General features: G+C 36.1%; 26 protein-coding genes. 4 read left to right on the top strand and 22 right to left on the bottom strand.

The features are described from left to right. Positions 1 to 256: 256 nt before the first annotated feature. The 11 genes from BMX63_RS18120 to BMX63_RS13705 all read right to left on the bottom strand — a co-directional run bounded on the left by BMX63_RS18120 (position 257) and on the right by BMX63_RS13705 (position 10,315). On the bottom strand, positions 257 to 415 hold the full coding sequence (locus tag BMX63_RS18120; RefSeq protein ID WP_177167319.1) for a DUF5359 family protein: 159 nt from the start codon (positions 413 to 415) through the stop codon (positions 257 to 259). A 22-nt stretch (positions 416 to 437) separates the two neighbouring features. Further along, complete coding sequence (locus BMX63_RS13750) at positions 438 to 1,127, bottom strand: flagellar brake protein (protein ID WP_177167318.1); 690 nt, start codon at positions 1,125 to 1,127, stop codon at positions 438 to 440. A gap of 107 nt (positions 1,128 to 1,234) precedes the next feature. After that, positions 1,235 to 2,575, bottom strand: coding sequence for a germination protein YpeB (gene ypeB, locus BMX63_RS13745; RefSeq protein ID WP_093136700.1), 1,341 nt, complete (start codon positions 2,573 to 2,575; stop codon positions 1,235 to 1,237). Positions 2,576 to 2,590: 15 nt separating this feature from the next. Next, on the bottom strand, positions 2,591 to 3,496 hold the full coding sequence (sleB, locus tag BMX63_RS13740; protein WP_093136698.1) for a spore cortex-lytic enzyme: 906 nt from the start codon (positions 3,494 to 3,496) through the stop codon (positions 2,591 to 2,593). 118 nt (positions 3,497 to 3,614) lie between these two features. After that, positions 3,615 to 4,304, bottom strand: coding sequence for a glutamic-type intramembrane protease PrsW (gene prsW / locus BMX63_RS13735; RefSeq protein WP_093136696.1), 690 nt, complete (start codon positions 4,302 to 4,304; stop codon positions 3,615 to 3,617). A gap of 83 nt (positions 4,305 to 4,387) precedes the next feature. Beyond that, positions 4,388 to 5,350, bottom strand: coding sequence for an asparaginase (locus tag BMX63_RS13730; protein WP_093136694.1), 963 nt, complete (start codon positions 5,348 to 5,350; stop codon positions 4,388 to 4,390). Positions 5,351 to 5,361: 11 nt separating this feature from the next. Continuing rightward, on the bottom strand, positions 5,362 to 6,348 hold the full coding sequence (locus tag BMX63_RS13725) for a YpdA family putative bacillithiol disulfide reductase (RefSeq protein WP_093136692.1): 987 nt from the start codon (positions 6,346 to 6,348) through the stop codon (positions 5,362 to 5,364). Between the two features lie 92 nt (positions 6,349 to 6,440). Continuing rightward, complete coding sequence (locus tag BMX63_RS13720) at positions 6,441 to 7,721, bottom strand: Glu/Leu/Phe/Val family dehydrogenase (protein ID WP_093136690.1); 1,281 nt, start codon at positions 7,719 to 7,721, stop codon at positions 6,441 to 6,443. 270 nt (positions 7,722 to 7,991) lie between these two features. Further along, entirely contained in the window at positions 7,992 to 8,564 is a 573-nt protein-coding gene (locus BMX63_RS13715; RefSeq protein WP_093136688.1) for a genetic competence negative regulator, read from the bottom strand. A gap of 79 nt (positions 8,565 to 8,643) precedes the next feature. Next, positions 8,644 to 9,435: a metallophosphoesterase gene (locus BMX63_RS13710; protein ID WP_093136686.1), complete on the bottom strand. Its 792-nt coding sequence runs from the start codon at positions 9,433 to 9,435 to the stop codon at positions 8,644 to 8,646. A 241-nt stretch (positions 9,436 to 9,676) separates the two neighbouring features. Next, entirely contained in the window at positions 9,677 to 10,315 is a 639-nt protein-coding gene (locus tag BMX63_RS13705) for a CBS domain-containing protein (protein WP_093136684.1), read from the bottom strand. 146 nt (positions 10,316 to 10,461) lie between these two features. Here BMX63_RS13705 and BMX63_RS13700 point away from each other — a divergent pair, with 146 nt between their 5' ends. From BMX63_RS13700 to BMX63_RS13690, 3 genes are read left to right on the top strand one after another with little or no spacing between them, the layout of a single operon-like run. Further along, complete coding sequence (locus BMX63_RS13700; RefSeq protein ID WP_177167317.1) at positions 10,462 to 10,686, top strand: spore coat associated protein CotJA; 225 nt, start codon at positions 10,462 to 10,464, stop codon at positions 10,684 to 10,686. After that, positions 10,679 to 10,942 (top strand): spore coat protein CotJB, encoded by a 264-nt coding sequence (locus BMX63_RS13695; RefSeq protein ID WP_093136679.1) that lies wholly within the window; start codon positions 10,679 to 10,681, stop codon positions 10,940 to 10,942. Before BMX63_RS13700 ends, BMX63_RS13695 begins: the two co-directional genes overlap by 8 nt. Positions 10,943 to 10,966: 24 nt before the next feature. Further along, the gene (locus BMX63_RS13690) at positions 10,967 to 11,536 is read left to right on the top strand and encodes a manganese catalase family protein (RefSeq protein ID WP_093136677.1); all 570 of its coding nucleotides are present in this window, start codon (positions 10,967 to 10,969) and stop codon (positions 11,534 to 11,536) included. A 393-nt stretch (positions 11,537 to 11,929) separates the two neighbouring features. On the opposite strand, the gene BMX63_RS13685 is transcribed toward BMX63_RS13690, so the two are convergent. Genes BMX63_RS13685 through BMX63_RS13670 form a run of 4 tightly spaced genes read right to left on the bottom strand, consistent with a single transcriptional unit; the run spans position 11,930 to position 15,443 of the window. After that, a complete protein-coding gene (locus BMX63_RS13685) occupies positions 11,930 to 12,259 on the bottom strand; it encodes a hypothetical protein (RefSeq protein ID WP_093136675.1) in 330 nt (109 codons plus the stop codon). After that, positions 12,231 to 12,845 (bottom strand): CPBP family intramembrane glutamic endopeptidase, encoded by a 615-nt coding sequence (locus BMX63_RS13680; RefSeq protein WP_245732835.1) that lies wholly within the window; start codon positions 12,843 to 12,845, stop codon positions 12,231 to 12,233. Before BMX63_RS13680 ends, BMX63_RS13685 begins: the two co-directional genes overlap by 29 nt. After that, positions 12,842 to 14,386, bottom strand: a complete 1,545-nt coding sequence (locus tag BMX63_RS13675; RefSeq protein WP_245732834.1) for a RecQ family ATP-dependent DNA helicase — start codon at positions 14,384 to 14,386, stop codon at positions 12,842 to 12,844. The genes BMX63_RS13680 and BMX63_RS13675 overlap by 4 nt, the downstream gene beginning before the upstream one ends. Positions 14,387 to 14,399: 13 nt before the next feature. Continuing rightward, positions 14,400 to 15,443, bottom strand: coding sequence for a YpbB family protein (locus tag BMX63_RS13670; RefSeq protein WP_093136673.1), 1,044 nt, complete (start codon positions 15,441 to 15,443; stop codon positions 14,400 to 14,402). A 180-nt stretch (positions 15,444 to 15,623) separates the two neighbouring features. On the opposite strand from BMX63_RS13670, the gene BMX63_RS13665 reads away from it, so the two are divergent. Next, entirely contained in the window at positions 15,624 to 15,872 is a 249-nt protein-coding gene (locus BMX63_RS13665) for a ferredoxin (protein WP_093136671.1), read from the top strand. A gap of 78 nt (positions 15,873 to 15,950) precedes the next feature. Here BMX63_RS13665 and BMX63_RS13660 read toward each other — a convergent pair whose 3' ends face one another. The 7 genes from BMX63_RS13660 to resA form a co-directional block, all read right to left on the bottom strand. Then, positions 15,951 to 16,781, bottom strand: a complete 831-nt coding sequence (locus BMX63_RS13660) for a hypothetical protein (RefSeq protein ID WP_093136669.1) — start codon at positions 16,779 to 16,781, stop codon at positions 15,951 to 15,953. Next, positions 16,768 to 17,307 (bottom strand): RNA polymerase sigma factor SigX, encoded by a 540-nt coding sequence (sigX, locus tag BMX63_RS13655; protein WP_093136667.1) that lies wholly within the window; start codon positions 17,305 to 17,307, stop codon positions 16,768 to 16,770. Before sigX ends, BMX63_RS13660 begins: the two co-directional genes overlap by 14 nt. A 229-nt stretch (positions 17,308 to 17,536) precedes the next feature. Further along, positions 17,537 to 19,294, bottom strand: a complete 1,758-nt coding sequence (locus BMX63_RS13650) for an ATP-binding protein (RefSeq protein WP_093136665.1) — start codon at positions 19,292 to 19,294, stop codon at positions 17,537 to 17,539. Continuing rightward, positions 19,294 to 20,010, bottom strand: a complete 717-nt coding sequence (locus BMX63_RS13645) for a response regulator transcription factor (RefSeq protein ID WP_093136663.1) — start codon at positions 20,008 to 20,010, stop codon at positions 19,294 to 19,296. The genes BMX63_RS13650 and BMX63_RS13645 overlap by 1 nt, the downstream gene beginning before the upstream one ends. Positions 20,011 to 20,055: 45 nt before the next feature. Next, on the bottom strand, positions 20,056 to 21,240 hold the full coding sequence (gene ccsB, locus BMX63_RS13640) for a c-type cytochrome biogenesis protein CcsB (RefSeq protein WP_093136661.1): 1,185 nt from the start codon (positions 21,238 to 21,240) through the stop codon (positions 20,056 to 20,058). 24 nt (positions 21,241 to 21,264) lie between these two features. After that, positions 21,265 to 22,893, bottom strand: a complete 1,629-nt coding sequence (gene resB, locus BMX63_RS13635) for a cytochrome c biogenesis protein ResB (protein WP_093136659.1) — start codon at positions 22,891 to 22,893, stop codon at positions 21,265 to 21,267. 15 nt (positions 22,894 to 22,908) lie between these two features. Further along, a complete protein-coding gene (gene resA / locus BMX63_RS13630) occupies positions 22,909 to 23,457 on the bottom strand; it encodes a thiol-disulfide oxidoreductase ResA (RefSeq protein ID WP_093136657.1) in 549 nt (182 codons plus the stop codon). Positions 23,458 to 23,496: the final 39 nt, after the last annotated feature.

Genomic DNA, 23,496 nt, shown 5'->3' with positions numbered 1-23,496 from the left:
CAATCGAACCTTTATGGATTTACTTCATTATCTATTTTTACAAAAGGCTCTGTTAAACATAAGTGTTGATTTTGCTCCAGTACGCTCCCTTTCCGTGAGCTGTCCCAAAGGAGTCTCGTGAACTTCCGGTCCAACCAAATTAGTAGAAAATCAACAATAAGCTTGTAATCTTTAACATAGCCTTACAAAAAGAAAATAGCAGGCTTAGACCTGCTAACGGCTTCTTAGAAATCATATCATACAGTTAAAAATAGGTCTACGAAATCGTTGGGGATAACTTTTGTACCCCTATGTACTCATAAACAGGATTTAAATATGTATTTAAATCTGTCTGAATCACGACCCATTGTGAAAGTATTAACAAGAGAAAAAGAATAATCAATGAGGCTTTTATCAAACGCTCGATTCTAGCCATAGTCATCCACCTTTTTTCTTAACTATCCCCTACTACTCAATGGTTTATGCCGGTTTCGTGGTAGTCTTTTTTTCTCAATCTGTTTTTGGAAACAAAAACGAATGATTTGTTCCCGGTCATGTGTGGAAATATTATCAAACATCAGGGAAGTAACCAGTAAATCCGTTTGCTTTTTCATTTGACGTATGACTTTAGCCGTAGCATGTACATATTGATATTCCATGTTTTTAAATGGTAATACAATCCACAAATCAAGCTGATCCTTCTCCTCAAATTTTACATTGTTCGGTGTTTGAATGGCTAATCCTCCACCACTAATATCGATTGTACTCGTTGTAAACTTAGGAATGCTTTGTTTTTGTGGATGAATGGATACATCAAGTGCAGTCATTACTCGTACATAATCACGCCGTTGTACTAAAGTAAAGGAGTCTTCTTCGGGTATTAACAGGGCTAAAACAGGGATAGAATTCACTTTTTCACGTTTTATAACCTTTGTCTGAAAAGAATAAACCACTTCATCCTTCCCGACAAACTGTGCCGTAAATCGGCTACCTTCCATAAAAAATGATGTTCTGCCGGTCTCATCACTAATGGGATATTGGATTAAACATTCACGCTCATTCATTTCCATAATTTTACTTGTGTAGCTTTTTATCGATTGCCCGTTTTCTTCCAGGAATGACAGGGACAAAATGGTTCCAATTTCCATCATGCTCTCCTCTTCTCTTTCACTATTAATTTTATTATGACAAATATTTATCCAAATGAAAAGGAAAACGGGAAAAACATACCAAATTCCCATTTTCCTTCTTTTCGTTAAGCAGAGGTATCAAATTTTACTTCGGTTGATTTTAAACGTTCCACCCTTTCTTCAAAGCCATCAGAGGCATTGATATAAATTCGATACGTATCTTCACCCATTGTACCTAAGAATTCATATACTAATACTTCTTCACCTAAATCATTGTCAATCACTGCTAATGACTGCTCCTGAATGTCAACATTAGGATTTACTTCTTTTTTGGCTTCTTCCATCGTGATTTCCGGTTCCTTTATATCCCGGGTTTCATGATTTACTAAGTAATCTCTTGCTGAGAGTCCGATAACATCCCCGTTATCAAGAGCAACCTTGACCTGTACGGAATCAGGATATATACGTACATTATCAGCGCTATAAGCAAAGGAATAAACTCCAACATTACTATATTCGGCACTATTATAAGCTTCCATGTTTTCATACCCAAGCTTAGATAAATATTGCTCCGCTTTTTTCATACCATCGTGTAATCCAATGGATTTATTTCCTATGTCCCGATTCAAGATCATGGAGAATACGTAACCGCCTTTTTGCGTAATATCCATATATCCGTGTTTGTTTTCCTGTTCAAATGACGCACTATACACTTTTATATCTGATCCATCACCAGAGGAAGTAATTTTTATATTGCCGTCTTTAAGCTGAAAAAGATCCTTAGCTATAGATTTAACATCATCCTTGTTAATTTTATCGCCTTTTAATTTAATTTCCTCATCTGCATGCTTTGAAACACCATTTAATTGCTCCTGGAAGCTGCTTTCTGAAAAAGTCTCCACATTCTTCTCGACAGTTTTAAATCCATCAATAATCGTATTGTCTGCAGGCTCATCGTTATTTACCAGTGCTAATTGTACATCCATCCATCTCAAATCATTTTCTAAAGCTAAATGCTGAACATTACGAAGTTCACGTTTAATGTCTCCTGACTGTTGATACAACTTTTCTAACATTTTGGTCTCTTCATCTGTTAACGGCTCTTTATCTAATCCTCTTACAGCTGTTCGATAGGAAAAATCTCCAATATTTGAAAGGAATTCTTCCGTTTTATTAAAAGGTAACAAAGTTAATGGCAACTGTCCTACCTCGGAATGGGCATCTGAAGTTATCCGCCATATTTCAGCTAATTGAGGTGATAAACTACGAGGTGAATTCATTGCTAGTACCGTACCTATTTTGTCATGTAATGAATCGACATGATAGGTTAAGTCATGGAATGATCGCTGATAATTATTTTCGGCTTGAATCAGAATTGCGTTTTTCTCTTGATGTTCCTGGTATCCCCAAAACCCTACACCCACAACTGCAATGGATAAAACTGCGATAAATAGCCAACGTAGCATCCTTTCACTCCTTCCTTATTTACAAAAGATATGCTTTCCAATTTTTTTGATTTGCGGCCTGGACCAAATCCAATCTGAAGTGGCCGTTGCAGGATTGAAATAGTATAGAGCTTCTCCAGTTGGATCCATACCGTTGAGGGCGTCAACAACTGCATCTTTTGCTTGATCATTCGGTGTTAGCCAAATTTGCCCATCCGAGACAGCTGTGAAGGCACGCGGTTCAAAAATAACTCCGGATACAGTGTTTGGGAAGGTTGGACTTTCCACTCGATTCAAAATAACTGCTGCAACCGCAACCTGACCCACATAAGATTCTCCTCTGGCCTCACCATATACAGCATTTGCTAATAATTTAATATCATTTTGCGAATATCCCGATGGAACATTTACAGAAGTAGGTTCTGGCGGGGTATCGTCATTACCCTGATTACCTTGATTTTGCTGTTGGTTGTTTTGCTGTTGATTATTTTGCTGTTGATTATTCTTTTGTTGACCAGTTCCCCCAGTATCCTTCTTCTTCGTTTGCTTATCTAGTGGTGTTCCACCATAATAAGTAAACTCTCTTCCGCTTCGTAGTTGTTCGTGAACCCATTGTTTATTAAACTGACTTGCTTTTTCTAACTTTGCTTTGGTTTCTGAACCTACTAACCCGTCCACATTTAAGCTATATTCATATTGGAAGTTTCGTACTGCCCAATACGTCCCCCATCCGAATAATCCATCAATCTTGCCATTATAGAACCCCAAATATTGTAATCTTGACTGAAGTTCAATGACATCATCTCCTGTAGATCCCTTTTGTAAAACACGGGGACTAAATGCCTCAGATTTCTGAACGGTATCAAAATGTGATAGAGGAATCATCATCATAAGTAAAAAAACGATGGAACATAAAAGAAGCTTTTTACCATTCATCTTCATGCCTCCTGAGATTAAAGCATTTCTTTTTGTCCCCTTTATGTTTTGCCTGAGATTTAACTTTTATTCTAAAAAGATGCATGACGAAAAAAGAAGCAGTTCCCCTAATTAGGACTGCTCCTTAAATCGACTCTTTATGATTTTCATATAATAGAACACGACTATTTTCAGTATGATAATTTGCTAATTTGACTCTGCGCATAGCAAACGCCCACAGAAATACCATAAATGGAATCATGACATATACCCAATTACTTTGAATGGTCTGTAACAAAAAATCATACAGCCCATGTAAAATGGATGGCATAAAAAGGGCTACAAGTATCATTCGATAGGACTTATCTGGATTAAACTTATTTTTACCCATGTAATAGCCCATAATGACACCAAATAATGCATGTGATGAAACGGGAAAAATCGCACGGCTTAAGGCATATTCAATACCGTTAGCTAATAAGTATAAAAGGTTTTCTAAACTGGCAAATCCTAAACTAATAGATACACCATAAACAATACCGTCATAAGGATTATCAAAATGTACATGCTGGTAAATCACATAAAGAAAGATAAACCATTTAAAGAATTCCTCTAACATGCCTGTAGTAAAAAAACTTTGGACAAAAGGGTTTTGACCAATTTCTTCCGCAGAGAAAGCGTATTGTATAAACATAATGGGGAAAACAAGTAAAGCCCCGTAAATAAAAGATTTTAAAACCATAGATAAGGGTTCGGAGCCAAATCGGTCTTTTAAATAAAAGAAAACTAATAATGCCAATCCAGGTGCAATACTTGCAGATATTATTCCGACCATTTTGACCCCCCTATCTCACTACATAATCTTATTTTATCCTATCATGAATACAGGGGGTTGAAAATACTATGCTTATACAGAATTTAGAAATAATCAGGAATATTTTCACATTCAGAAGCAAGCAATACAGCTAATTTCATACGTGCTTTTTTACTGTCATAATCACTACCCAGTATGACTCCTTCTTTCACAAGGTGATGTGCACTACCTTCGTAATCATAAGTTGTGTAAACTGCACCTTCTTCAGAACTTGTAGTAATCACAACTTTCATTCCTTGATCAATGCTGGTTATGATTTCATTCATCATTAAAGGAGGAACTTGTCCTCTCCCTACTCCTTCAAGAACGATTCCCTTTGCCCCATTTTCTCTTGCGGCTTTGATAAATATCCCATCTCCATTTATATGGCATTTAATGATATCTACACGTGGAAGAGAGTGTACTAGCGAATAGCTTTCATGCTTAATTGGTTTTTGATATATATATACTTCATCGTTATCGATAATGCCTAAATATCCAAACCCAAATGCATTAAAACCCTGGATATTTGAAGCATGTTCCTTTTTTACATATTTAGCAGCAAAAATTCGTTCATTAAAAACGACCACTGTACCTGCATTTCGTAAATCCTCACTTTGCGCTGTATAGATAGCATGGCGTAAATTAACATATACATCGCTGCCTAGTTCGCCTGGAGAACGTTGAGAACCGGTTACTACAACAGGTCTTTCATCCTGAATAGTAAGGTCCAGAAAATAGGCCGTTTCTTCAAGAGTGTCTGTACCATGTGTAAGGACAATACCGTCTACTTCTTCATCCATGAAGTAATCCGTTATCCTGCTTTTAATATCCATATAATCATCAAATGTCAAATGCATACTGGGCTTTTGCAGCATCGAATCGACTTCAACATCAATATCTTTCGGCAAATCACACAAACCCGCTAATTGCTCACCCGTTAATGCTCCTGAAGTTAATTTGCCTGATTCTTCATTTACTGCGCTTGCAATGGTACCACCAGTTGTAATTAAGACGACTTTACTCATAACATTCTCTCCTAGTACATCTTTTCTTTTACTGCTATAGATTTAGCTATTTGCTCCCCATGAAAACGACCATTTTCAATAAAAATCTCATTATTATTATAGCCTGCAGCAATAACACCTGCTATATATACATTATCAATATTACTTTCCATCGTATTCTCCTGGAAGCTTGGCCGGCCAGTCTGATCATCAATTGTAATTCCCATGGATTTTAAAAATGTATGATCAGGATGGTAACCTGTCATCGCAAATACAAAGTCATTTTTGATAATCTTTTCTTCATCGTTAACGAAGTAATAAACTTCATTTTCTGTAATTTTATTGACATGACTATTAAAAATCATATTCACTTTGCCTTTTTGAACTAACGAATTAAATAAGGGTAATATCCATGGTTTTACACTTCTAGAATATTCCTGGCCGCGATATATAACGGTTACTCTTGCTCCGGCCTTAACTAATTCCAGCGTAGCATCTACTGCTGAATTTTTTCCTCCAATGACAACGACATCCGTATCAAAGTAGGGATGGGCTTCTTTAAAATAATGGGTAACCTTCTCTAATTCTTCCCCTGGAATACCAAGATAGTTAGGATGGTCATAATATCCTGTTGCAACGATCATATACTTAGCCTGATATTCACTCTTTTTACCATCTCGCTTTATCGTATCAATAGAAAAACCCTCATCTATTTTTGTTATGTTTTCGACCTTTTCAAAAGTGTTGATTCTAAGGTTTTCTCGTTCAGCTACGGTACGATAATAGGTTAATGCTTCATTACGAACTGGCTTTTGCTTTTCTGAAATAAAGGGGATATTCCCAATTTCCAATCGATCACTTGAACTAAAAAATGTCTGGTGTGTTGGAAAACGATATAAGGATTGTACAACATTTCCTTTCTCAATAATTAATGGATCCATGCCATGTTTTCGCAAGGATAATGTAGCCGCTAAACCACATGGTCCCGCTCCTATAATGACGATTTTCTCTCTGTTCATTATGATTCCACCTTCTCTTAACCGTAAATAAAAAAACATCTCCTACCATGTATATAATAGGAGATGCACATTTGTTAATCAAATGTTTTCGTTTATATCCATCCACGGAATCGTGCTGCTTCAGCCATTTTTCTAACACCAACCATATAAGCTGCCAGCCTCATATCAATTTTTCGATTCACAGATGTTTCATAAACATTATGGAATGATTTCACAAGTACTTTTCTCAGTTTTTCTTCGACTTCTTCCTCAGTCCAATAATAGCCTTGATTATTTTGTACCCACTCAAAATAACTTACGGTTACTCCACCTGATGATGCTAACACATCAGGCACTAGCAAAATTTCTCTATCCGCTAAAATTCTTGTCCCCTCTAATGAAGTTGGGCCATTTGCTGCTTCCACTACAATTTTTGCTTTGATATCATGGGCATTCTTTCCTGTAATTTGATTCGAAATAGCAGCAGGTACAAGAATGTCACAATCCAATTCAAGCATTTCTTCATTTGAAATCGTATTTTCAAATAAATTGGTAACCGAGCCAAAACTGTCTCTACGATCTAATAAGTAATCTATATCGAGACCATCTGGATCATAAAGCGCACCCTGTGCATCTGAAATGGCTACCACTTTAGCACCTGCATCGTTCATAAATTTGGATAAATAACCTCCCGCATTTCCAAATCCCTGAATAATAACACGGGCTCCATTTAAATCTATACCTTTTAATTTAGCAGCTTCTTCAACGCTTATCGTAACACCTCTTGCTGTTGCTGTGTCTCTTCCATGAGATCCGCCTAAAACAAGAGGCTTTCCTGTGATAAAACCTGGATTATTGAATTCATCAATTCTACTATATTCATCCATCATCCATGCCATAATTTGAGAATTGGTAAATACATCTGGTGCAGGAATATCCTTTGTTGGTCCTACTACTTGACTAATTGCCCGGACATATCCTCTACTTAAACCTTCTAATTCGCGGAAAGACATTTCACGTGGATCACAAACAATTCCACCCTTTCCACCACCATATGGTAAATCCACAATCCCTGCTTTTAAACTCATCCAAATCGATAATGCCTTTACTTCTTTTTCATTAACATCTGGATGGAACCGAACCCCACCTTTTGTTGGTCCCACTGCATCATTATGTTGAGCACGGTAGCCTGTAAAAACTTTAATTTGACCATTATCCATTCGTACGGGAATTCGCACAGTCATAATTCGAACCGGTTCACGTAATAGTTCGTAAGCTTCTTCTGGATACCCTAATTTATCCAGTGCCTTTTTGATAACCGTTTGTGTAGATTGTAGCATATCTAGATTTTCGCTTTTTTCATTTGACGATTCTGCTGGCTTGTCGGCAACCATTTGCTTACCTCCTATGAATAATCGATAACATCATCATACCAATACTTTCAGAAATTAGTATACACATTCATATTTTATATGCAACCGTTACTAGAACATTTTCAAAATTAAAATAGAAATTGTTTTGAAAGCGATTACATTATAGATGAATTTCTTTATGAATTCAATGCTTTTTTTAAAAAGTTTTTTCCTATTCATGTTCTTCATCAGTTGATTAGTTACCCTTATTTTCGAATAAATAAACCTGAAAATATACTCTCTAATCGATTGTTATAAAAAATATTTCTTTATCTCCTGAATAGCATTAAACTCTAATATTGTCTTTCCATATTCCTTTAGTCGGGCAGAGGTAACTGTACTTGGTGATGAAAACTCGGACATAACAGCTATAACATTTTCTTTATTCAGATAATGTATATCCTCATCAAATAACTTTATATAATACTGGTCATTCCAATAATAAACAGAAGCCTTTTGAACGCCTAATTTAGAAAGGTGGCCTGTTACTTGAATAACGGATTCAAAATCCATAAAGCTATACATAAATTCTTTGTTTTGATCAAGGGTCACTTTCATTTCGATATAATCTTCATCAATATATTCTAAATCTTGCGTTACGACAATTAACATTCCTTGTGCGTGTAATAAATGAACATTCACGAGTAAATTCCCGTCTATTTCCATTCCAATTTCATCACTTGCCTCAAACAACATATCTTGAAACATTTTGTGTGTCTTAGGAAAGTTATACCAAAGTTCATCCTTTGTGAAACCACGTTCCATTAAATCATCAAAGGTTAAAAATATTTTAAATCGGTTTGAATCGAGACGTTCAATACGCATACAACCACCTCCATATACGACCATAAATTAAATACTATTTATTTTTAGTTTATGTATTCTCTTCCAGGAAAGTTTCTTTTTATTGCTTTTTGTACTTTAGATTCGTTATTTTGATGAAATGGCACTCTGCTTTAGTACCTAATCTTAATGGTAAAGTAGTCGTACCATAACCTTCACTCACTAAAAATCGCTTGTTTCCAAACTTCTTCCATCCTCCCTTACTTCTTAACCCGAATCCAAATATTCGAATTTGTCCTCCATGTGTATGACCGCTTAAAACTAAATTCACACGTTCTTTTTGTTCCTTGTTTAGTAAATCATAGGACTCTGGTTCATGATTTGCAAGAATTGTGTACGTAAATTCCGGAAGCCAAAACTGATTGAAATATTCGCTTGTTAATATTTCTCTAAAATATAAGGACTGAAGACCGACAAGCTGTATTCTTTCCCCAGAACATAAGATAAACCGTTCTGTTGAATCGGCCAATACACTAACGTTATGCTTGCTCAACAGATCTTTAAGCTTATAAGGGTTTACTTCATAATCATTATTTCCCCATACAAAATATATGGGTGCTTTTAACTTTTTTAGTCTCTTTATATTTTCCTCCACTTGACCTAGCGGAACATCTTTTTCACATAAATCGCCACCAATGATTGTCATGTCCACATCTTCCAGAGTATGTAACGTAGCATGATTAATCAGTCTTTTGTGAACGTCTGATATAAAAAATATGTTTAAGCTTTCAGAAGAAGAAGGAAAATTTTCATCAGCAATCGTTACTATCTCTAATCTATCTTTATGAGCGAGATTGTACATATACCATAATAAAAGAAGGCAAGTAGCAACTAATATAATTAAAATAAACATCTCCAGAGTCCCTTCTGCAAGTAATTCGAGATTTGACAGGATAGGAAAGCCCTTGTCAATCTCTCCGTTCTATTGACAAGGGCTGAACTTTATAAGGTTAAACATTCATTCAAAAGCAAGAATCTTATTTTTATCTGCTGATGCGTAACTTTAACAAGTCACAATCGTTAAAGTCTATACTTCCGGATATTCTGTATCCATTCACACTACCATTAATCTCCGTTTTTTCATAAGATATACGCTATGTGTTTTTTACATCAAGAATTCGAAAACCAGATTTTTCTAAACGTTTTAAAAATCTATCAATATTCTCGTGGTTTTCCAGCTTTAAGACAATTCTTCTGGCAAGTTTATCTGTTTCATCAAACGTAGCTAATGAAATGATGTTTCCGTGATGATTTCTAATTAACTCGGCTAATTTGGCGATTCTACCTTCAGCTTCTATAGAAGCAAAAGCAATTCGAACTCCCTTCTTTTTCATACCGAATGCACTTTCAAACTGTTCCAGGACATCATACCTGGTTACAATTCCCAGAAAGTTTTTATCATCGTCTGTCACCGCTAAAATTGGAAAGCCTTTAAATGTTGTCAACGTACTCTCGAAAACATCCTGTTCTGTGATATGTAAATCCTCATAATCCACAATATCTAATGCTTTCTTAGAATTTAAGAAAGTTTCTTTATTCATTTCATCTCCGTAATGAAAATAACTTTGATAAATCATTTGTTTGCTTATCATTCCAATGAACTTCTCTTCATCAACGACAGGTACACCTTGAATATCTTTTGCTAAAAGAATGTCTAAAATCGTTTTTAAACGATCGCTTTTTTCTGCCACAACACAATGATGTTTAGGAATCATAATTCCCTTGACAAACATAGTGACCACCTCACTAACTATAATCTATAAGAATGATATTCAACAAACGTAAAATAATCCCTTTATTTAAAAATAACATATTTTATTGAATGAGACATGTTATACGGGAATAGAAATAAAGTGACATCATGAAAGGAGGAAACATTTTGCATACGGAATATAAATACTGGTATCCCTACATTAGCCCTTTAGATCCATGCCCACCAATAAAAGTAAAAAGCTATAATACCCCTCCAAATTTATATTTGGGCTTTCAACCTCCATCCTTACCACAATTTCAGCCTAGAGAAGCGCTGTTTCACGGTACACTATGGCCTGCATTATTTAGTCCTTATCCCAACGGAAGGGAGGATGAAGTAACAAATGAATAAAACCATGCCTCCTGAATTTTATAAGCTAATGGAAGACATACAAGCGGTTGATTTTGTATTAGTGGAATTAAGCCTGTATCTGGATACCCATCCTGACGATTACGAAGCTGTTCAGCAATTTAACTATTACGTGAAACAAAGTAAGGAATTAAAGAAACAATACGAAAAGCAATTTGGTCCTTTAAAAGAATATGGTGCCAGCTATTCCACATACCCATGGTCTTGGGATGATGTACCTTGGCCATGGCAAATATGATTTCACGAAGGAGGAATTCTACTCATGTGGTATTACGAAAAGAAGCTCGAATACCCCGTGAAAGTAAGCACTTGTAACCCTACCCTTGCCAAATATCTTATCGAACAATATGGAGGTGCTGATGGGGAATTATCGGCTGCATTAAGATACTTAAATCAGCGTTACAGCATTCCTGATAAAGTTATTGGTTTACTTACTGATATTGGTACTGAGGAATTTGCCCATTTAGAAATGATTGCTACAATGGTATATAAATTAACCAAGGATGCTACACCGGAAATGATGAAAGAGGCAGGTCTCGCCCCGCATTATGCTAACCATGATAATGCTTTGTTTTATCATAATGCAGCAGGTAATCCATGGACCGCCACGTATATTCAGGCAAAAGGAGATCCAATTGCTGACTTATATGAAGATATAGCTGCAGAGGAAAAGGCGAGAGCAACCTATCAGTGGATTATTAACCTATCCGATGATTCCGATTTAAATGATGGATTAAAGTTTTTACGGGAAAGGGAGGTTGTACATTCACAAAGATTTAGAGAAGCCGTAGAAATCTTAAAAGAAGAAAAAGATAAGCAAATCTATTTCTAGGGAGATGAGGCTGGGACAAAAATTTCTTATCAAAGAAATATCCGAACGAAATCAAACTTATGGATAAAGCATAAATCCGCTCTGGAAATATCCTTCCCTTTCCGTGGGTGGCTTGGCGTGATTCCTCGTGTTGCCTTACTGTGGAGTCTCTGTGTATTTCATCTAGTTGTCACGCTATCAATTTATTAACTTTTTGGCTGTGTTAAAGCTTATGGTTGATTATTTACCAAGTTGATTAGATCCTGCGGGAAGAGCGGTATACGGGAGACCCTGCAGACGTTTGCTGAGGAGGCTCCCGGACCGCCCTCGGAAAGTGAGTGCACTGGAGCGGAAATTAACACCTATGTTTAACAGAGCGAGCTTTTATTGACAACAATCTTTTAGAAAACTGTTTTATTCAAAGAAGATCCTTTCTCCCATAGGATGATTAATATCCTGTTCAGGAATGATAGGCTGCTTCAGGTCTTCCCAATAATAATAGACAGGAATCGACAGAACTAACAGTACAAATAAAACAAGTAAAATTCGAAGCATCCATACATTCCTTCGAACAGACTTCTTGTCTTGTGTAGGTTGATTGTCCTGCTGTTGTTTTGCTGGTTTACTAGGTGATCTTCTTTTTTTATGTACAGCGCTTCGTGGGGGTAATTGGTACACATCCACTTCTTTTTCGTTAATTTCCTCTGGTGAAGCTTCATGTGTTTTCCCGGTATTTATTGTCATCCATGACACCCCGTTTGTATTTAATCATAAGCGCAAGAATAAAGTCTACGAAAAAGTGAGCAATAATGGTGATAGCTAAGTTCCCTGTTAATTCATACATGTAACCAATGAAAAAGCTGATTAGTACGATTGAAATCAATAATACAGGCTTATGTAAGTAGCGAAAATGAATCAGGGCAAAAAGGAGACTCGCTATAAAATAACCAAACTCATACTGAATGACTCCCCTAAAAAGCATTTCCTCAGATATAGCAATAAGTAATGTAATATAAAGGATTTGTAAAAAACTTCGATGCTGAAAAATTCGTTCATTTACCCCACCATCATCATAATAGGATTCGGGTAAGAGCTTCATCAGGATAAGGTCAATCGATACAATAATTAATGCTGGTAAGAGTCCATACCAAATGAAGTATGCTGGATTCCACTGGACTTGCTGAAACCATTCATTCATCGAATCAAATAAGAAAAAACTACTCAAGATGGCTAATACTATCATTAGTCCCTGTGAGAAATATAAGTTAAGTAAAAGCTCTTTATCCGTCATTTTTTTGATGATTTCAGCTTGATTCATTTGTTTTTTCACATTATTGCCTCCTGGTGAAAAATCCTCTTTAATTCTACTTCCCAACCCTCTACCTTTTCCTCTATTTGATTCATTGGCGGATTCCATTTTGAGAACGAAAAATCACAATGATCACAGCAATAATAGACTGGACTTTGATAACCTTTCTGAAAGGTTTGATATAAATCCTTCCTTCTACAGCCTGGCGTTTTCACCCATCTTATGAATTCATATAATTTTTTTATTTTTATGGTAGTACGTTCCCTTAAAAGGAAAAGAATCTGTTGAAAAGTATCCTCTAGTAATTTAGAATCCAGGTGAAATTGCTCGTTATGTACCATTTGCTGTTTCTCAAATTGGTATTGCAAAAAATTCCACTGGGTTTCGGTTAACTCATTTTTAAAAATCAATTCTTCTTTTACTTTTTTTAGTGGTAGTGAAGATGTTTTGCACTTATTTATATCCTGAAATATATTCTCTGTTTGTTTTTCAGTTGGCAATTCCTGTTCAATTAAGCGTAAGGGAATCTGCTCATCTCCATCTGTATACAAAACTAAACTTACACTCTCTTTTCCATCTCGCCCCGCTCGGCCTGCCTCCTGTATGAAAGATTCCATTTGAGCAGGTAAATGAAAATGAATAACAAGACGAATATCCTGTTTATCCACTCCCATCCCAAAAGCGCTAGTACAGCAAATAACATCCAATTGATGGTTCATAAATTGCTGCTGAATTAATAGGCGATCATCTGCTTCCATTCCACCATGATAATAAGCGATCCGCAATGAACCTAATTCCTTTTTTAATATCTCACTAACTTTTTCACACCATTTCCGACTTGAAAAATAAATCATTGTAGGTACTGGCTTATGTTGTAATATATCTGTTATTCTATTAACCTTTTCCTGCCAATTACTTACATGCTCTATAGAAAAGGCAATATTAGGCCGGTCCATATAATAAATACGTTTTTTCATATTTGGTTTGTCTAAAAAGTACTGAATATCATCCTGTACTTGTGGAGTGGCTGTTGCACTCAGCGCTAGAACAGTCGGATTACCGAGCTTTTTTATACTATCCTTAAGCTTTAAATAATCTGTTCTAAATTCATGTCCCCATTGTGATATGCAATGGGCTTCATCCACAACAAACAGTGAAATTGTTAAGGTTTTTAAATGCTTAAAAAAGAAAGGATTTTGTAGCATTTCAGGAGAACAATAGATTAACTTATACTCATTTAAATGGGCAAATATGTTATCTCTTTGATTATGGTCTAATAAACTATTGATGGCCGTCACACGTTTAAAGCCTTTTGCTTTTAGCTTTTTCACCTGATCTATCATTAGTGAGACGAGCGGAGAAATAACCACTGTAACCCCTTCAAATGAAAAAGCAGGAAGCTGATAGCACAAAGACTTTCCCGTACCAGTTGGCAAAATCCCTAAAACGTCCTCTCCACAAAATATATCCTGGATAATGTCATATTGACCTTCCCGAAATTCATCAAAGCCAAATTGATGCTGCAATGTGTCTAATAATTCCTTTTGATTCATCTTATTCATAGACCTAATCCCTCTACTGATAATTTTTAGCCATAACCATACGAATCATAAAATAACTAACAGAATCTGGTAAATGGTCTTTTATTACTTTTAACCGTTTGGTATTTAATTCATCTATCGTTCGATTAATCATTTCCTTGTCCTCTTTAGCAACATATGAATCAATAGAGAAGGATGAATCAACATAAGTGATTTCAATCAAATGATCCTGAATAGTATTTATTTTAAGCCTTCTCTTTTTAGCAATATGTTCTATTGAATACCCCTGTTTTAACCAGTAATAGGTTTTAGCAGCTGAATCTGTAAGTGGTAACTGCTTCAATTTTTCAGGTATGAATGCTAATAATGCAGGGAATTCGCTTTGATTCTGACATACCTTATTAACGATGAAATGGATGGATGACTGTATGTACATTTCTACATCCTCTATGGGAAGCTTCCATTTTTCCGCAATTTGTTGTTTGCTTAAACCAATTTTTTTATAACCGGTGAGCCTTGAAACCACTATATCAGCATGAAATGAACGATGGAGCTTTAATAAGCTATATAGCTCTTGGTATAGATTCGTAAAATGACCCTCTAAATCTTTCTTTTTATTCCGGTAAAACTGTCTCACCCAATCTACGGATTCCCATTGATCATGTACAGGAATAAAGTGTGACTCATCTTTTAGCAAATTGGATCCTGTTTGAATCCATAAAAGAAGTCTTAACCAGAATTGCGGGGCAATATGGTGGACATTAAATCCATCCAACCAGTCCAATTCCGGCGATTCTTCCATATCAGTTTGAAGAGATATTCTGCCCGCTTCTGTTATCATTAATTGATCGTCATCCAGCCACGTGATAAGATTCTCTTTTTGCAAAATGGACAGGCTGTTCTGAAATTGTTTTTTCGATAGCGTTTTATAGATGCCAAAAAAGGGGGAGAGACCATACGCTTTTGCATCCTGAATGGTTTGCGATGAGCGTTTTCCTTTTAGTAAATGATAGATAGAAGAAGGACTTCTCTCATTTTGCAATTTTGTAATACATTTTAACAATATGGCTGAATACACTGCCTCCCCTCCTTTCAGCAGGTTATGATAATATTCTGCAAAATTCCTTCCTTCTTGCTAATATACATGATATCAGTTGAAAAGTTAATTTAACAGTTTTAAAATTTAACATGATAAGTAGATGGAATAATCGTTTTTCCTTATAAATTTATTAAGACTAGGTGATAGGGAGGACAGTAAATGCCAAAATACACCATAGTTGATCGGGAAACATGTATCGCATGCGGGGCATGTGGAGCAACTGCGCCAGAAATATATGACTACGATGAAGAGGGACTTTCCTTTTGTCTATTAGATAACAATAAAGGGATTTCAAAGGTTCCAGTAGATTTAATAGAGGATTTGGAGGATGCTCATGATGGCTGTCCAACAGATTCTATTCGTATTGCAGATGAACCATTTAATGGGGATCCGGATAAATTTGAATAAATTAAGCAATTCAGGATTGAATAATGAATTGATCAACTGGCAGGTTTTCACTGGAAAAGTCCTGCCAGTTGATTATTTTTAACGATTATCCTGCCTTAACAATTTTATATATTCAATATCCTCATGGTTCCAGGATGTTCGTATGATAATTTGATAGCCACCGCTAACTGAATAAATAAATTCTTCACAGGTCGCATTTTCAAAGCAACTTACTGATTCTACTTCCCCAGGTTCACCTAATAATGACTTTATTTCATCAATCGTCTCCGATAAAAATAGTTTATCCAGTGTAAGCCTATCTGGTGCATTTTGAAGAAATTGCGGTTTAAATGTAAATTCTTCTACTGTTTGCTGGTCGCTATTCATTTTTAACTGAACTCCATAACCTTCCCCAGAATATTTAAGGCTCCTCTGATTATCGGTATCCTCATATTCAATTGGCGAACCGATAACCTCAATCACTTCCTCATAGGTCATTCCTGTTTTCAAACCTGAAAAAGCTTCAGATGCCAGGTCTTTGGATTTAGGTAAGGATGAAGACTCTCCATTCGCCGTACTTTCACTATTTGCTTCAGGAGTCATCATTGTCGAGTTATTTACGGACCCATCCCCATTTTCAACAGGCGAGTTTTCGTCTCCTCCAGTGATGGAATTCTCTTCATTTTGAACGTATTTACCGGGGTGGTTCTGATTTTGTATAACAGAAATCACTATAATGGCTAAAAGGATTAATGCAGCAGAAGTCAACGCAGGAATCTTCCAAAAATGTTTCTTTGGCGTCTCTTCCTTTTGGTTCTTTAATTGACTCTGTACTTTGCTATATAGTACATCTTCATCCTGGTGATCCTGGATTTTGGGCATTTGCTTTAAAAGGGACTCTATTTCATTGTTGTTTTCATTTTCCTTCATGCTTTATGCCCTCCTCCCGCTTTTTCATCTGTTTTCTCAACCGTTTAATTGCTCTATGTTGCGTGGTTTTAACCTTACTTTCGCTCCAATTTAAAATTTCTGCGGTTTCTTTTATAGATAAAGATTGAATATATCGTAAAATAATTACGGTTTGCTGATCAAAACTACAATTCTTCAAACACTGATACATATTGCGAATATCCTCATTCTCTAGAGCGATTTCATCTGGCATTTTGCCTTTGTCCTGTATAAAATCACTTTTCTCCTCCACTGTAAAAGAGGGAATCATTTTCTTTTGTTTTCGCTTCTGTTTTCTGAAATAATCAATTGCTACATGTCTCGCAATCGAAATAAGCCAGGTCTTCTCAGAGCTGTCTCCTTTAAATTTATGATAAGATTTCAGTACCTTAACATAAACTTCCTGAACAAGATCCTCTGCTAAACTACGATCTTTTACCATATAAAATAAAAACTGAAAGATATCCTGATGATATTTATCATATAAATTATGAAAGACTTCCTTCATCCTTAAAGCCTCCCGCTTCTACCCTTATAGTCGAATGATACCGTGAAACGTTACAAAAACCTTTGAAAAACGTCCATCATATTTTAACATAACCAAAGCTTAAACCAATCAAAAATAAAAAAACCTTTGCCTATTTGAGACAAAGGTTTTCATATGAAACAAGATTTATCAGCACTATTATCAACATTGTGATGTTTTCAGCTAAAAAATGCTTACTTTCTATATATTTTTACAAATTTCTTGGAATAACAAAGATAAAAGTTGTTCCTTCATTTTGTTTACTATGCACATCAATGCTCCCTTTATGAGCCTCTACAATATTTTTTACTATTGCTAACCCTAAGCCTGTGCCATTACTACCTTTTCTTTTCACTCGGGATTTATCACTTTTGTAAAAACGCTCAAATACAAAGGGTAAATCTTCTTCAGGAATGCCACTTCCTGAATCTTTAACACTAAACTTCATATGCTCCCCATTTGAAATCACTTGTAATTCAACATTACCTTCTTTATAGCTGTGGCGAATTGCATTATCAATCAGATTGGTTAATACTTGTTCCATTCGATCCGGGTCAAAACGAACGACAGGCTCTTCTAATTGAAATTGAGGCTTAAGCGTGATTTCTTTCTCATTTGCCATTCCCTTAAACTTATTTAACACTTTATTTAAGAATGGTTCAAGTTCAACCTCTTGAACATTCAATTGTATATGACCTGCTTCCATCCTGGCAATATCAAGTAGTTCATTAACAAGACGGCCCATTCGCATGGATTCATCGTGAATAATTTGCGCCAGTTCATTTTTTTCCTCTTTGGAATCAGCAACTCCATCTACAATCGCCTCACTGTATCCCTGCAGCATCGATATAGGTGTCCTCAATTCGTGGGATACATTAGCGATAAAATCTTTTCTAAGTTTGTCGAGCTTTCGTTCCTCTGTCATGTCACGAATAACAGCAACAGCACCACGAATATAGAGCTGATCATATAAAGGAGACATTATGACAACAAAGGTCCTGCCTTGAAGCTGAATTTCCTGAGTAACCTCTTCCTCAGATGCAATGACCCGTTCCAATGTAGATTTCAATTCTAAAGGAGTGACCTCTTCCTCCTGATTATCGCCTTTTTCAAAGGTGCTCAATGATAAAAATCGATCGGCGGGCGGATTGGTCACAAGCATTTCACCGCTACGATTAAAGGTGATAACCCCGTCAGCCATTGATGAAAGGATACTGGACAATTGTTCTTTCTCCTGATTTAGTGCTTGAATGTGGTATTTTAATTGCCTTCCCATTCGGTTAAAGGCAATGGCTAACTCACCAACTTCATCACGTGTTAATATCGGTACTTTTGTATGGAATTCTCCTTTAGCTAATTCTAATGCTGCCTTACGCATTTTTATAAGAGGTGCGGTTATTCTTGTTGATAAAAAGAATGCAAAAAAGGTTGTTAAAACAATAGCAATACCAGCTGCTATAAATATAAGTGTTGTTGTCTGGGACGTTGTTTCTTTTACAATATCTAAGGATTCGTAAAGAAACACGGCTCCATTTTGGTTTTCTAAAGGTTGTCCCACAATTAAAATTTCCCGGTCTGTATCAGGTAATGTTGTCTTTTGATAAGTAGAATCTTCATGATTTAGAACCTGCTTGAACTCCTCATTGGAATAAAACCAATTAATATCAAGGCTCTCAAGCTCCTGATCCTTACTTGATGATTTCCAATAGTCCTCCCTGTTAAAAACTAAAACGACACGTTTGGATGGATCTGTAATTTGTTCAATGGTTGTCGTCATTAATTGACGGTCATCTTGTCCATTAATCACACTAATGATTTTGTTCGCATCCTGTTCCAATTCTTCTCTAGCCTGTGTTTCATGGAAGTTTTGGAAGAATTGCAGTAAAAAAATAGTTAGGGTGAGGAGAACAAATGAGAAAAATAGTAAAATGGTAAACCATAGTTTAACAACAACACTTCTCCAGAACATTACTCTTGTTCAACCTCGAATTTATATCCAACACCCCAGACCGTAACAATCATTTTCGCAGCATCCTTAGACACTTTATTCAATTTTTCCCTTAGTCTTTTTACATGTGTATCGACTGTTCTTAAATCGCCAAAGAATTCATAGTTCCAAACTTCTTTTAATAAATCTTCACGAGCAAACACTTTATCCGGTGATTTGGCTAAAAAGAATAGCAGCTCATATTCTTTAGGTGTTAAGCTGACTTCTTTATCATCAGCGGTAACCCGATGGGCGTCCTTTTCAATCGTTAGATGTGGAAAAACAAGTACATCACTTGTTTTCGTCTGTGTCTGTACAAACTTTGTCGTTGAAGATCTTCTTAATAATGCCTTTACACGCAGGACGACTTCTCTTGGGCTGAAAGGTTTAACAATATAGTCGTCTGCACCAACTTCCAAGCCATGAACGCGATTTGCTTCTTCTCCTTTAGCGGTGAGCATCATAACAGGCGTGCTTTTCTTTTCACGAATCTGTGTACAAACCTCTTCTCCATCCATACCAGGCATCATTAAGTCAAGTAAAATTAAATCATAATCCTCATCTAACGCCTTCTGCAGAGCTTCCTTTCCATCTTCTGCTTCCTCAATCAGAAAATCTTCCCGTTCTAAGTACATTTTTAATAAACGTCTAATTCTTTCTTCATCATCTACGACCAAAATCTTTGCATTTTGTTCCACACTCAAATCCCCCTTAATACGCAGCTTAAAAATCCTAACTGTTTTCTAAGATGCATAAGAATGCATACCAGAAATAACCAGATTCACAACAACTAAGTTAAACATAATAATCGCAAAACCTATAACGGTTAGCCATGCTGATTTTTCTCCATGCCAACCCCTTGATAAACGCAAATGTAAGAAGGCAGCATAGAAAAACCAGGTAATAAGAGCCCAGACTTCTTTAGGATCCCATCCCCAAAAACGATCCCATGCCTCTTGTGCCCAAATAGATGCAAATATAAGTCCGCCTAAAGTGAAAACAGGAAAACCAATCGTAACAGCGCGATAAGCTACTTCATCTAACAAATCTGGATTAGTGTTCTTTACTAATGGTTGAATGGCTGCACAAATTCTTTTTCGTAATACTAGTCTAATTACACCGTATAAAACAAGACCTCCAAGCAATGACCAAAGAAGTGAGTTCAGCTTGCGCCCTGCTTCAGCACCATTCATCCATCCCGGCGCTTTAAACCAAGCAGACATCTTGTCATCTGTCATCATTTCACCGTCGTTTGGGCCAGCAATAGCTGGCATATGATACTCTACCGTGGTCTCTGTTTCGGAATGTTGGAATTCAACCGTATAATTCATAGAACTAAATGTAGTAGATATCACAACAAATGCAATAACACTTAAAATCGAATACATAATAAATTCAAGCCAGAATGTTTTCTTACTTTTTACTGTCTGGTCTATTTGTCGAATCAAATAAATCAAGCCTGCGCCAAAACTTACTGCCAGAATACCTTCTCCAAGCGAAACGGTCGTTACATGAATATATAACCAATGAGACTTTAATGATGGAACTAAAGGTGATATCTCCTGTGGGAAAACACTGGCATATCCGATTACGACAACAGCTACTGGTAAAATAAATAGTCCTAATAGATTCACCTTGTATATGAAATACAAAATAATGAACGCAAAAACCAGCATCATACCAAAGAATGTCATGTATTCAAACATATTACTGACAGGTGCATGCTGACTTGCTATCCAACGGGTTATAAAATACCCAACTTGGGATAAAAAACCAATAATCGTAATGATAATCCCGATTGTTCCTGCTTTTGATGTTTTATGTGGTTTGTTTTTATCTCTTATAGTAAATGCAAAGAAAAAGATAGCCACCATATAAATAATAAATGAAGCAAATAAAAAGTTACTACTCAGTGAAACATAATCCATAATGAACCTCCTTAGATCAATCTGCTATTTCAATTCCTGTTGATCATCTGGTATTTTGATTTCTGTACCTTCTAAAGAATATTCAAGATCCTTTTTCAAGCCAAACCAGTTTTTATTTGTGTGAGCAGCAATCCAGACACCCTCTTCTTTAGGATGAATCCAAATCCTGCGGTGATACCAGTACATCCCCTGGATAACTCCAAGCATAAAAATAATAGCCCCAACGATGAAAAGAGGAATGGTATGATCCCTTTTTACAGTCAATCCTGTTACATCTCTCATATCTACACCGGTTACACTTATTTTGTATTGGTTATTATTATGAGGATTCAAGTTTGCTCCTATCGTTAAAAAGTTCACTTCATAATCTTCCATATCCGGTCCATAGACAAAGAATATAAATGCAGGTTTTTTTGGATATTTAGATTTTGTATCAGGCACACCATCATCCATAAAAAATTCCGGGTAATATTCGTCGACTTCGACACGATAACCATTTCCCAGATCATACTCTTTTTTAGGGTCGCTCATATCAAAGGTAAATTCCCCTAGAGGTGTTTCATCCTCATCATCACTACGATGAAGCTTAAAAGACATCTTTTGAAACTCATTAAGCTGATAGCTCGCCTGATATAGTGAAATGTCATCAATTTTTAAGGGTTCATTAACACGGATCTCTCCCTCATTTATTTTTGTCAACTCAGGGTCCTGTCCGGCAATGGTTTCTCCTTTTACTTCATAAATTTCAGCCTTCGTTTCGTAATTACTTGGAATCATTTCGCCAGTTTTTTCTATAGCTTCTGCATATCGTTCATCTTTTTCATCATATACATCCATTAAGAAGTCATTATTTTTAATATAGTACTGTCCATCGGTTTGAGGGATAACCTTAGTCTCCCCTTCACGGACCCATACATAATCCTCGATATAAAAGGTGGACATAGATCTGAGTAATGCAGCTATTAATACGATAATTAAACCAATATGATTAACATAAGGACCCCATCTTGAAAAACGGCCCTTTTCACCTAAAATGTGACCATTTTCCTCAGAAATCTTATAACGTTTCTTTTTTAATCGAGAAACAGCCTTATTAATATCTTCGCTTTTGACTGCTTCTGTTTTTCCAAACAAACGTTGTCTGCGAATAAAATTACTATGACGTTTTGGTTTTTGTCTTTTTAAAGCTCGATATAAAGGAACGAATCGGTCTATACTGCAAATCACTAACGATACCCCAATGGAAGCAATAAGAAGGATATACCACCATGAGGAGTATAGATTATGAAATCCCATTTGATAATAGATTTGACCAAAAAGACCATATTGATCTCGATAATGCTGGGCTGGTTCAACATTTTGTGGTATGTACATTTCCTGAGGTAAAAGAGTTCCAATTATTGATGCTATCAAAGTTAGGACAATTAACCAGACCCCTACTTTAACAGAAGAAAAGAAAATCCAGATTTTGTCTACTATGTTTCTGTTTTTGGTTTGGGACCTTCTTGCACTTCCTTCATAACGCATATTTAATAGCTTATTTTTTTCATTGCCATCAATATGCTGATTACGCTCAATCGGTTTTCCGCATGCCTCACATAAGACAGTACCTTCAGGATTAACATGTCCACATTCACATTTAATTTTTTCCATCCATACTCATCCTTTTTATTTCTCACTCTCTGGTACAATCTCATCTAAATACCCTTCAAGCCGGTCTAATGTTAATGGACCTTTAACTTGCCGTTCTACAGTTCCATCCGGATTTATAAAGAACGATGCTGGAAGGTCAAAAACGCCATATGTATCCATTACGGCACCGCTTTTATCATGGACAATAGGAAAAGTAAGGTGATTATTGTCAATCCAGTTTTTAATTCGCAGTTTAGTAGCATCCAGGCTAACAGCTACGATTTCCACCCCTTTTTCCTTATACTCAGGATAAAGACTCTGCATAAAAGGCATTTCTTCCTTACAAGGATCACAATAAGTAGCCCAGAAATTAACCATAACTCCCTTTCCTTCCAGATTCTCTGATAAATTTAACACACCATTTCCATTTACTTGTTCAAGTTCAAAAGGTGGTGCCTGTTCTCCTACTGCAACGACTTCCTCATCATTCATAATATTCGAAACTAGTGCAAAAACAACAGCACCAAGTAAAATGGCCAAAACAATAGATCTAAAAATAAAGCGCTTTTGTTTTTTGTCAGACATGAAACGACCACTCCCTTTGGGTCATTATACGATGAAATG

The organism is Salinibacillus kushneri, assembly GCF_900111405.1.
In the GTDB taxonomy this organism is placed as follows: domain Bacteria; phylum Bacillota; class Bacilli; order Bacillales; family Alkalibacillaceae; genus Salinibacillus; species Salinibacillus kushneri.
Note: the sequence above shows the minus strand (reverse complement) of the source record. Positions and strands in the feature narration are given on the sequence as shown.

Bases quoted from the DNA above. Each gene is read 5' to 3' on its own strand.
- BMX63_RS18120 (WP_177167319.1), bottom strand. From the start codon at position 415: ATGGCTAGAATCGAGCGTTTGATAAAAGCCTCATTGATTATTCTTTTT.
- BMX63_RS13750 (WP_177167318.1), bottom strand. From the start codon at position 1,127: ATGGAAATTGGAACCATTTTGTCCCTGTCATTCCTGGAAGAAAACGGG.
- ypeB (WP_093136700.1), bottom strand. From the start codon at position 2,575: ATGCTACGTTGGCTATTTATCGCAGTTTTATCCATTGCAGTTGTGGGT.
- sleB (WP_093136698.1), bottom strand. From the start codon at position 3,496: ATGAAGATGAATGGTAAAAAGCTTCTTTTATGTTCCATCGTTTTTTTA.
- prsW (WP_093136696.1), bottom strand. From the start codon at position 4,304: ATGGTCGGAATAATATCTGCAAGTATTGCACCTGGATTGGCATTATTA.
- BMX63_RS13730 (WP_093136694.1), bottom strand. From the start codon at position 5,350: ATGAGTAAAGTCGTCTTAATTACAACTGGTGGTACCATTGCAAGCGCA.
- BMX63_RS13725 (WP_093136692.1), bottom strand. From the start codon at position 6,348: ATGAACAGAGAGAAAATCGTCATTATAGGAGCGGGACCATGTGGTTTA.
- BMX63_RS13720 (WP_093136690.1), bottom strand. From the start codon at position 7,721: ATGGTTGCCGACAAGCCAGCAGAATCGTCAAATGAAAAAAGCGAAAAT.
- BMX63_RS13715 (WP_093136688.1), bottom strand. From the start codon at position 8,564: ATGCGTATTGAACGTCTCGATTCAAACCGATTTAAAATATTTTTAACC.
- BMX63_RS13710 (WP_093136686.1), bottom strand. From the start codon at position 9,435: ATGTTTATTTTAATTATATTAGTTGCTACTTGCCTTCTTTTATTATGG.
- BMX63_RS13705 (WP_093136684.1), bottom strand. From the start codon at position 10,315: ATGTTTGTCAAGGGAATTATGATTCCTAAACATCATTGTGTTGTGGCA.
- BMX63_RS13695 (WP_093136679.1), top strand. From the start codon at position 10,679: ATGAATAAAACCATGCCTCCTGAATTTTATAAGCTAATGGAAGACATA.
- BMX63_RS13690 (WP_093136677.1), top strand. From the start codon at position 10,967: ATGTGGTATTACGAAAAGAAGCTCGAATACCCCGTGAAAGTAAGCACT.
- BMX63_RS13685 (WP_093136675.1), bottom strand. From the start codon at position 12,259: ATGACAATAAATACCGGGAAAACACATGAAGCTTCACCAGAGGAAATT.
- BMX63_RS13675 (WP_245732834.1), bottom strand. From the start codon at position 14,386: ATGAATAAGATGAATCAAAAGGAATTATTAGACACATTGCAGCATCAA.
- BMX63_RS13665 (WP_093136671.1), top strand. From the start codon at position 15,624: ATGCCAAAATACACCATAGTTGATCGGGAAACATGTATCGCATGCGGG.
- BMX63_RS13660 (WP_093136669.1), bottom strand. From the start codon at position 16,781: ATGAAGGAAAATGAAAACAACAATGAAATAGAGTCCCTTTTAAAGCAA.
- sigX (WP_093136667.1), bottom strand. From the start codon at position 17,307: ATGAAGGAAGTCTTTCATAATTTATATGATAAATATCATCAGGATATC.
- BMX63_RS13650 (WP_093136665.1), bottom strand. From the start codon at position 19,294: ATGTTCTGGAGAAGTGTTGTTGTTAAACTATGGTTTACCATTTTACTA.
- ccsB (WP_093136661.1), bottom strand. From the start codon at position 21,240: ATGGATTATGTTTCACTGAGTAGTAACTTTTTATTTGCTTCATTTATT.
- resB (WP_093136659.1), bottom strand. From the start codon at position 22,893: ATGGAAAAAATTAAATGTGAATGTGGACATGTTAATCCTGAAGGTACT.
- resA (WP_093136657.1), bottom strand. From the start codon at position 23,457: ATGTCTGACAAAAAACAAAAGCGCTTTATTTTTAGATCTATTGTTTTG.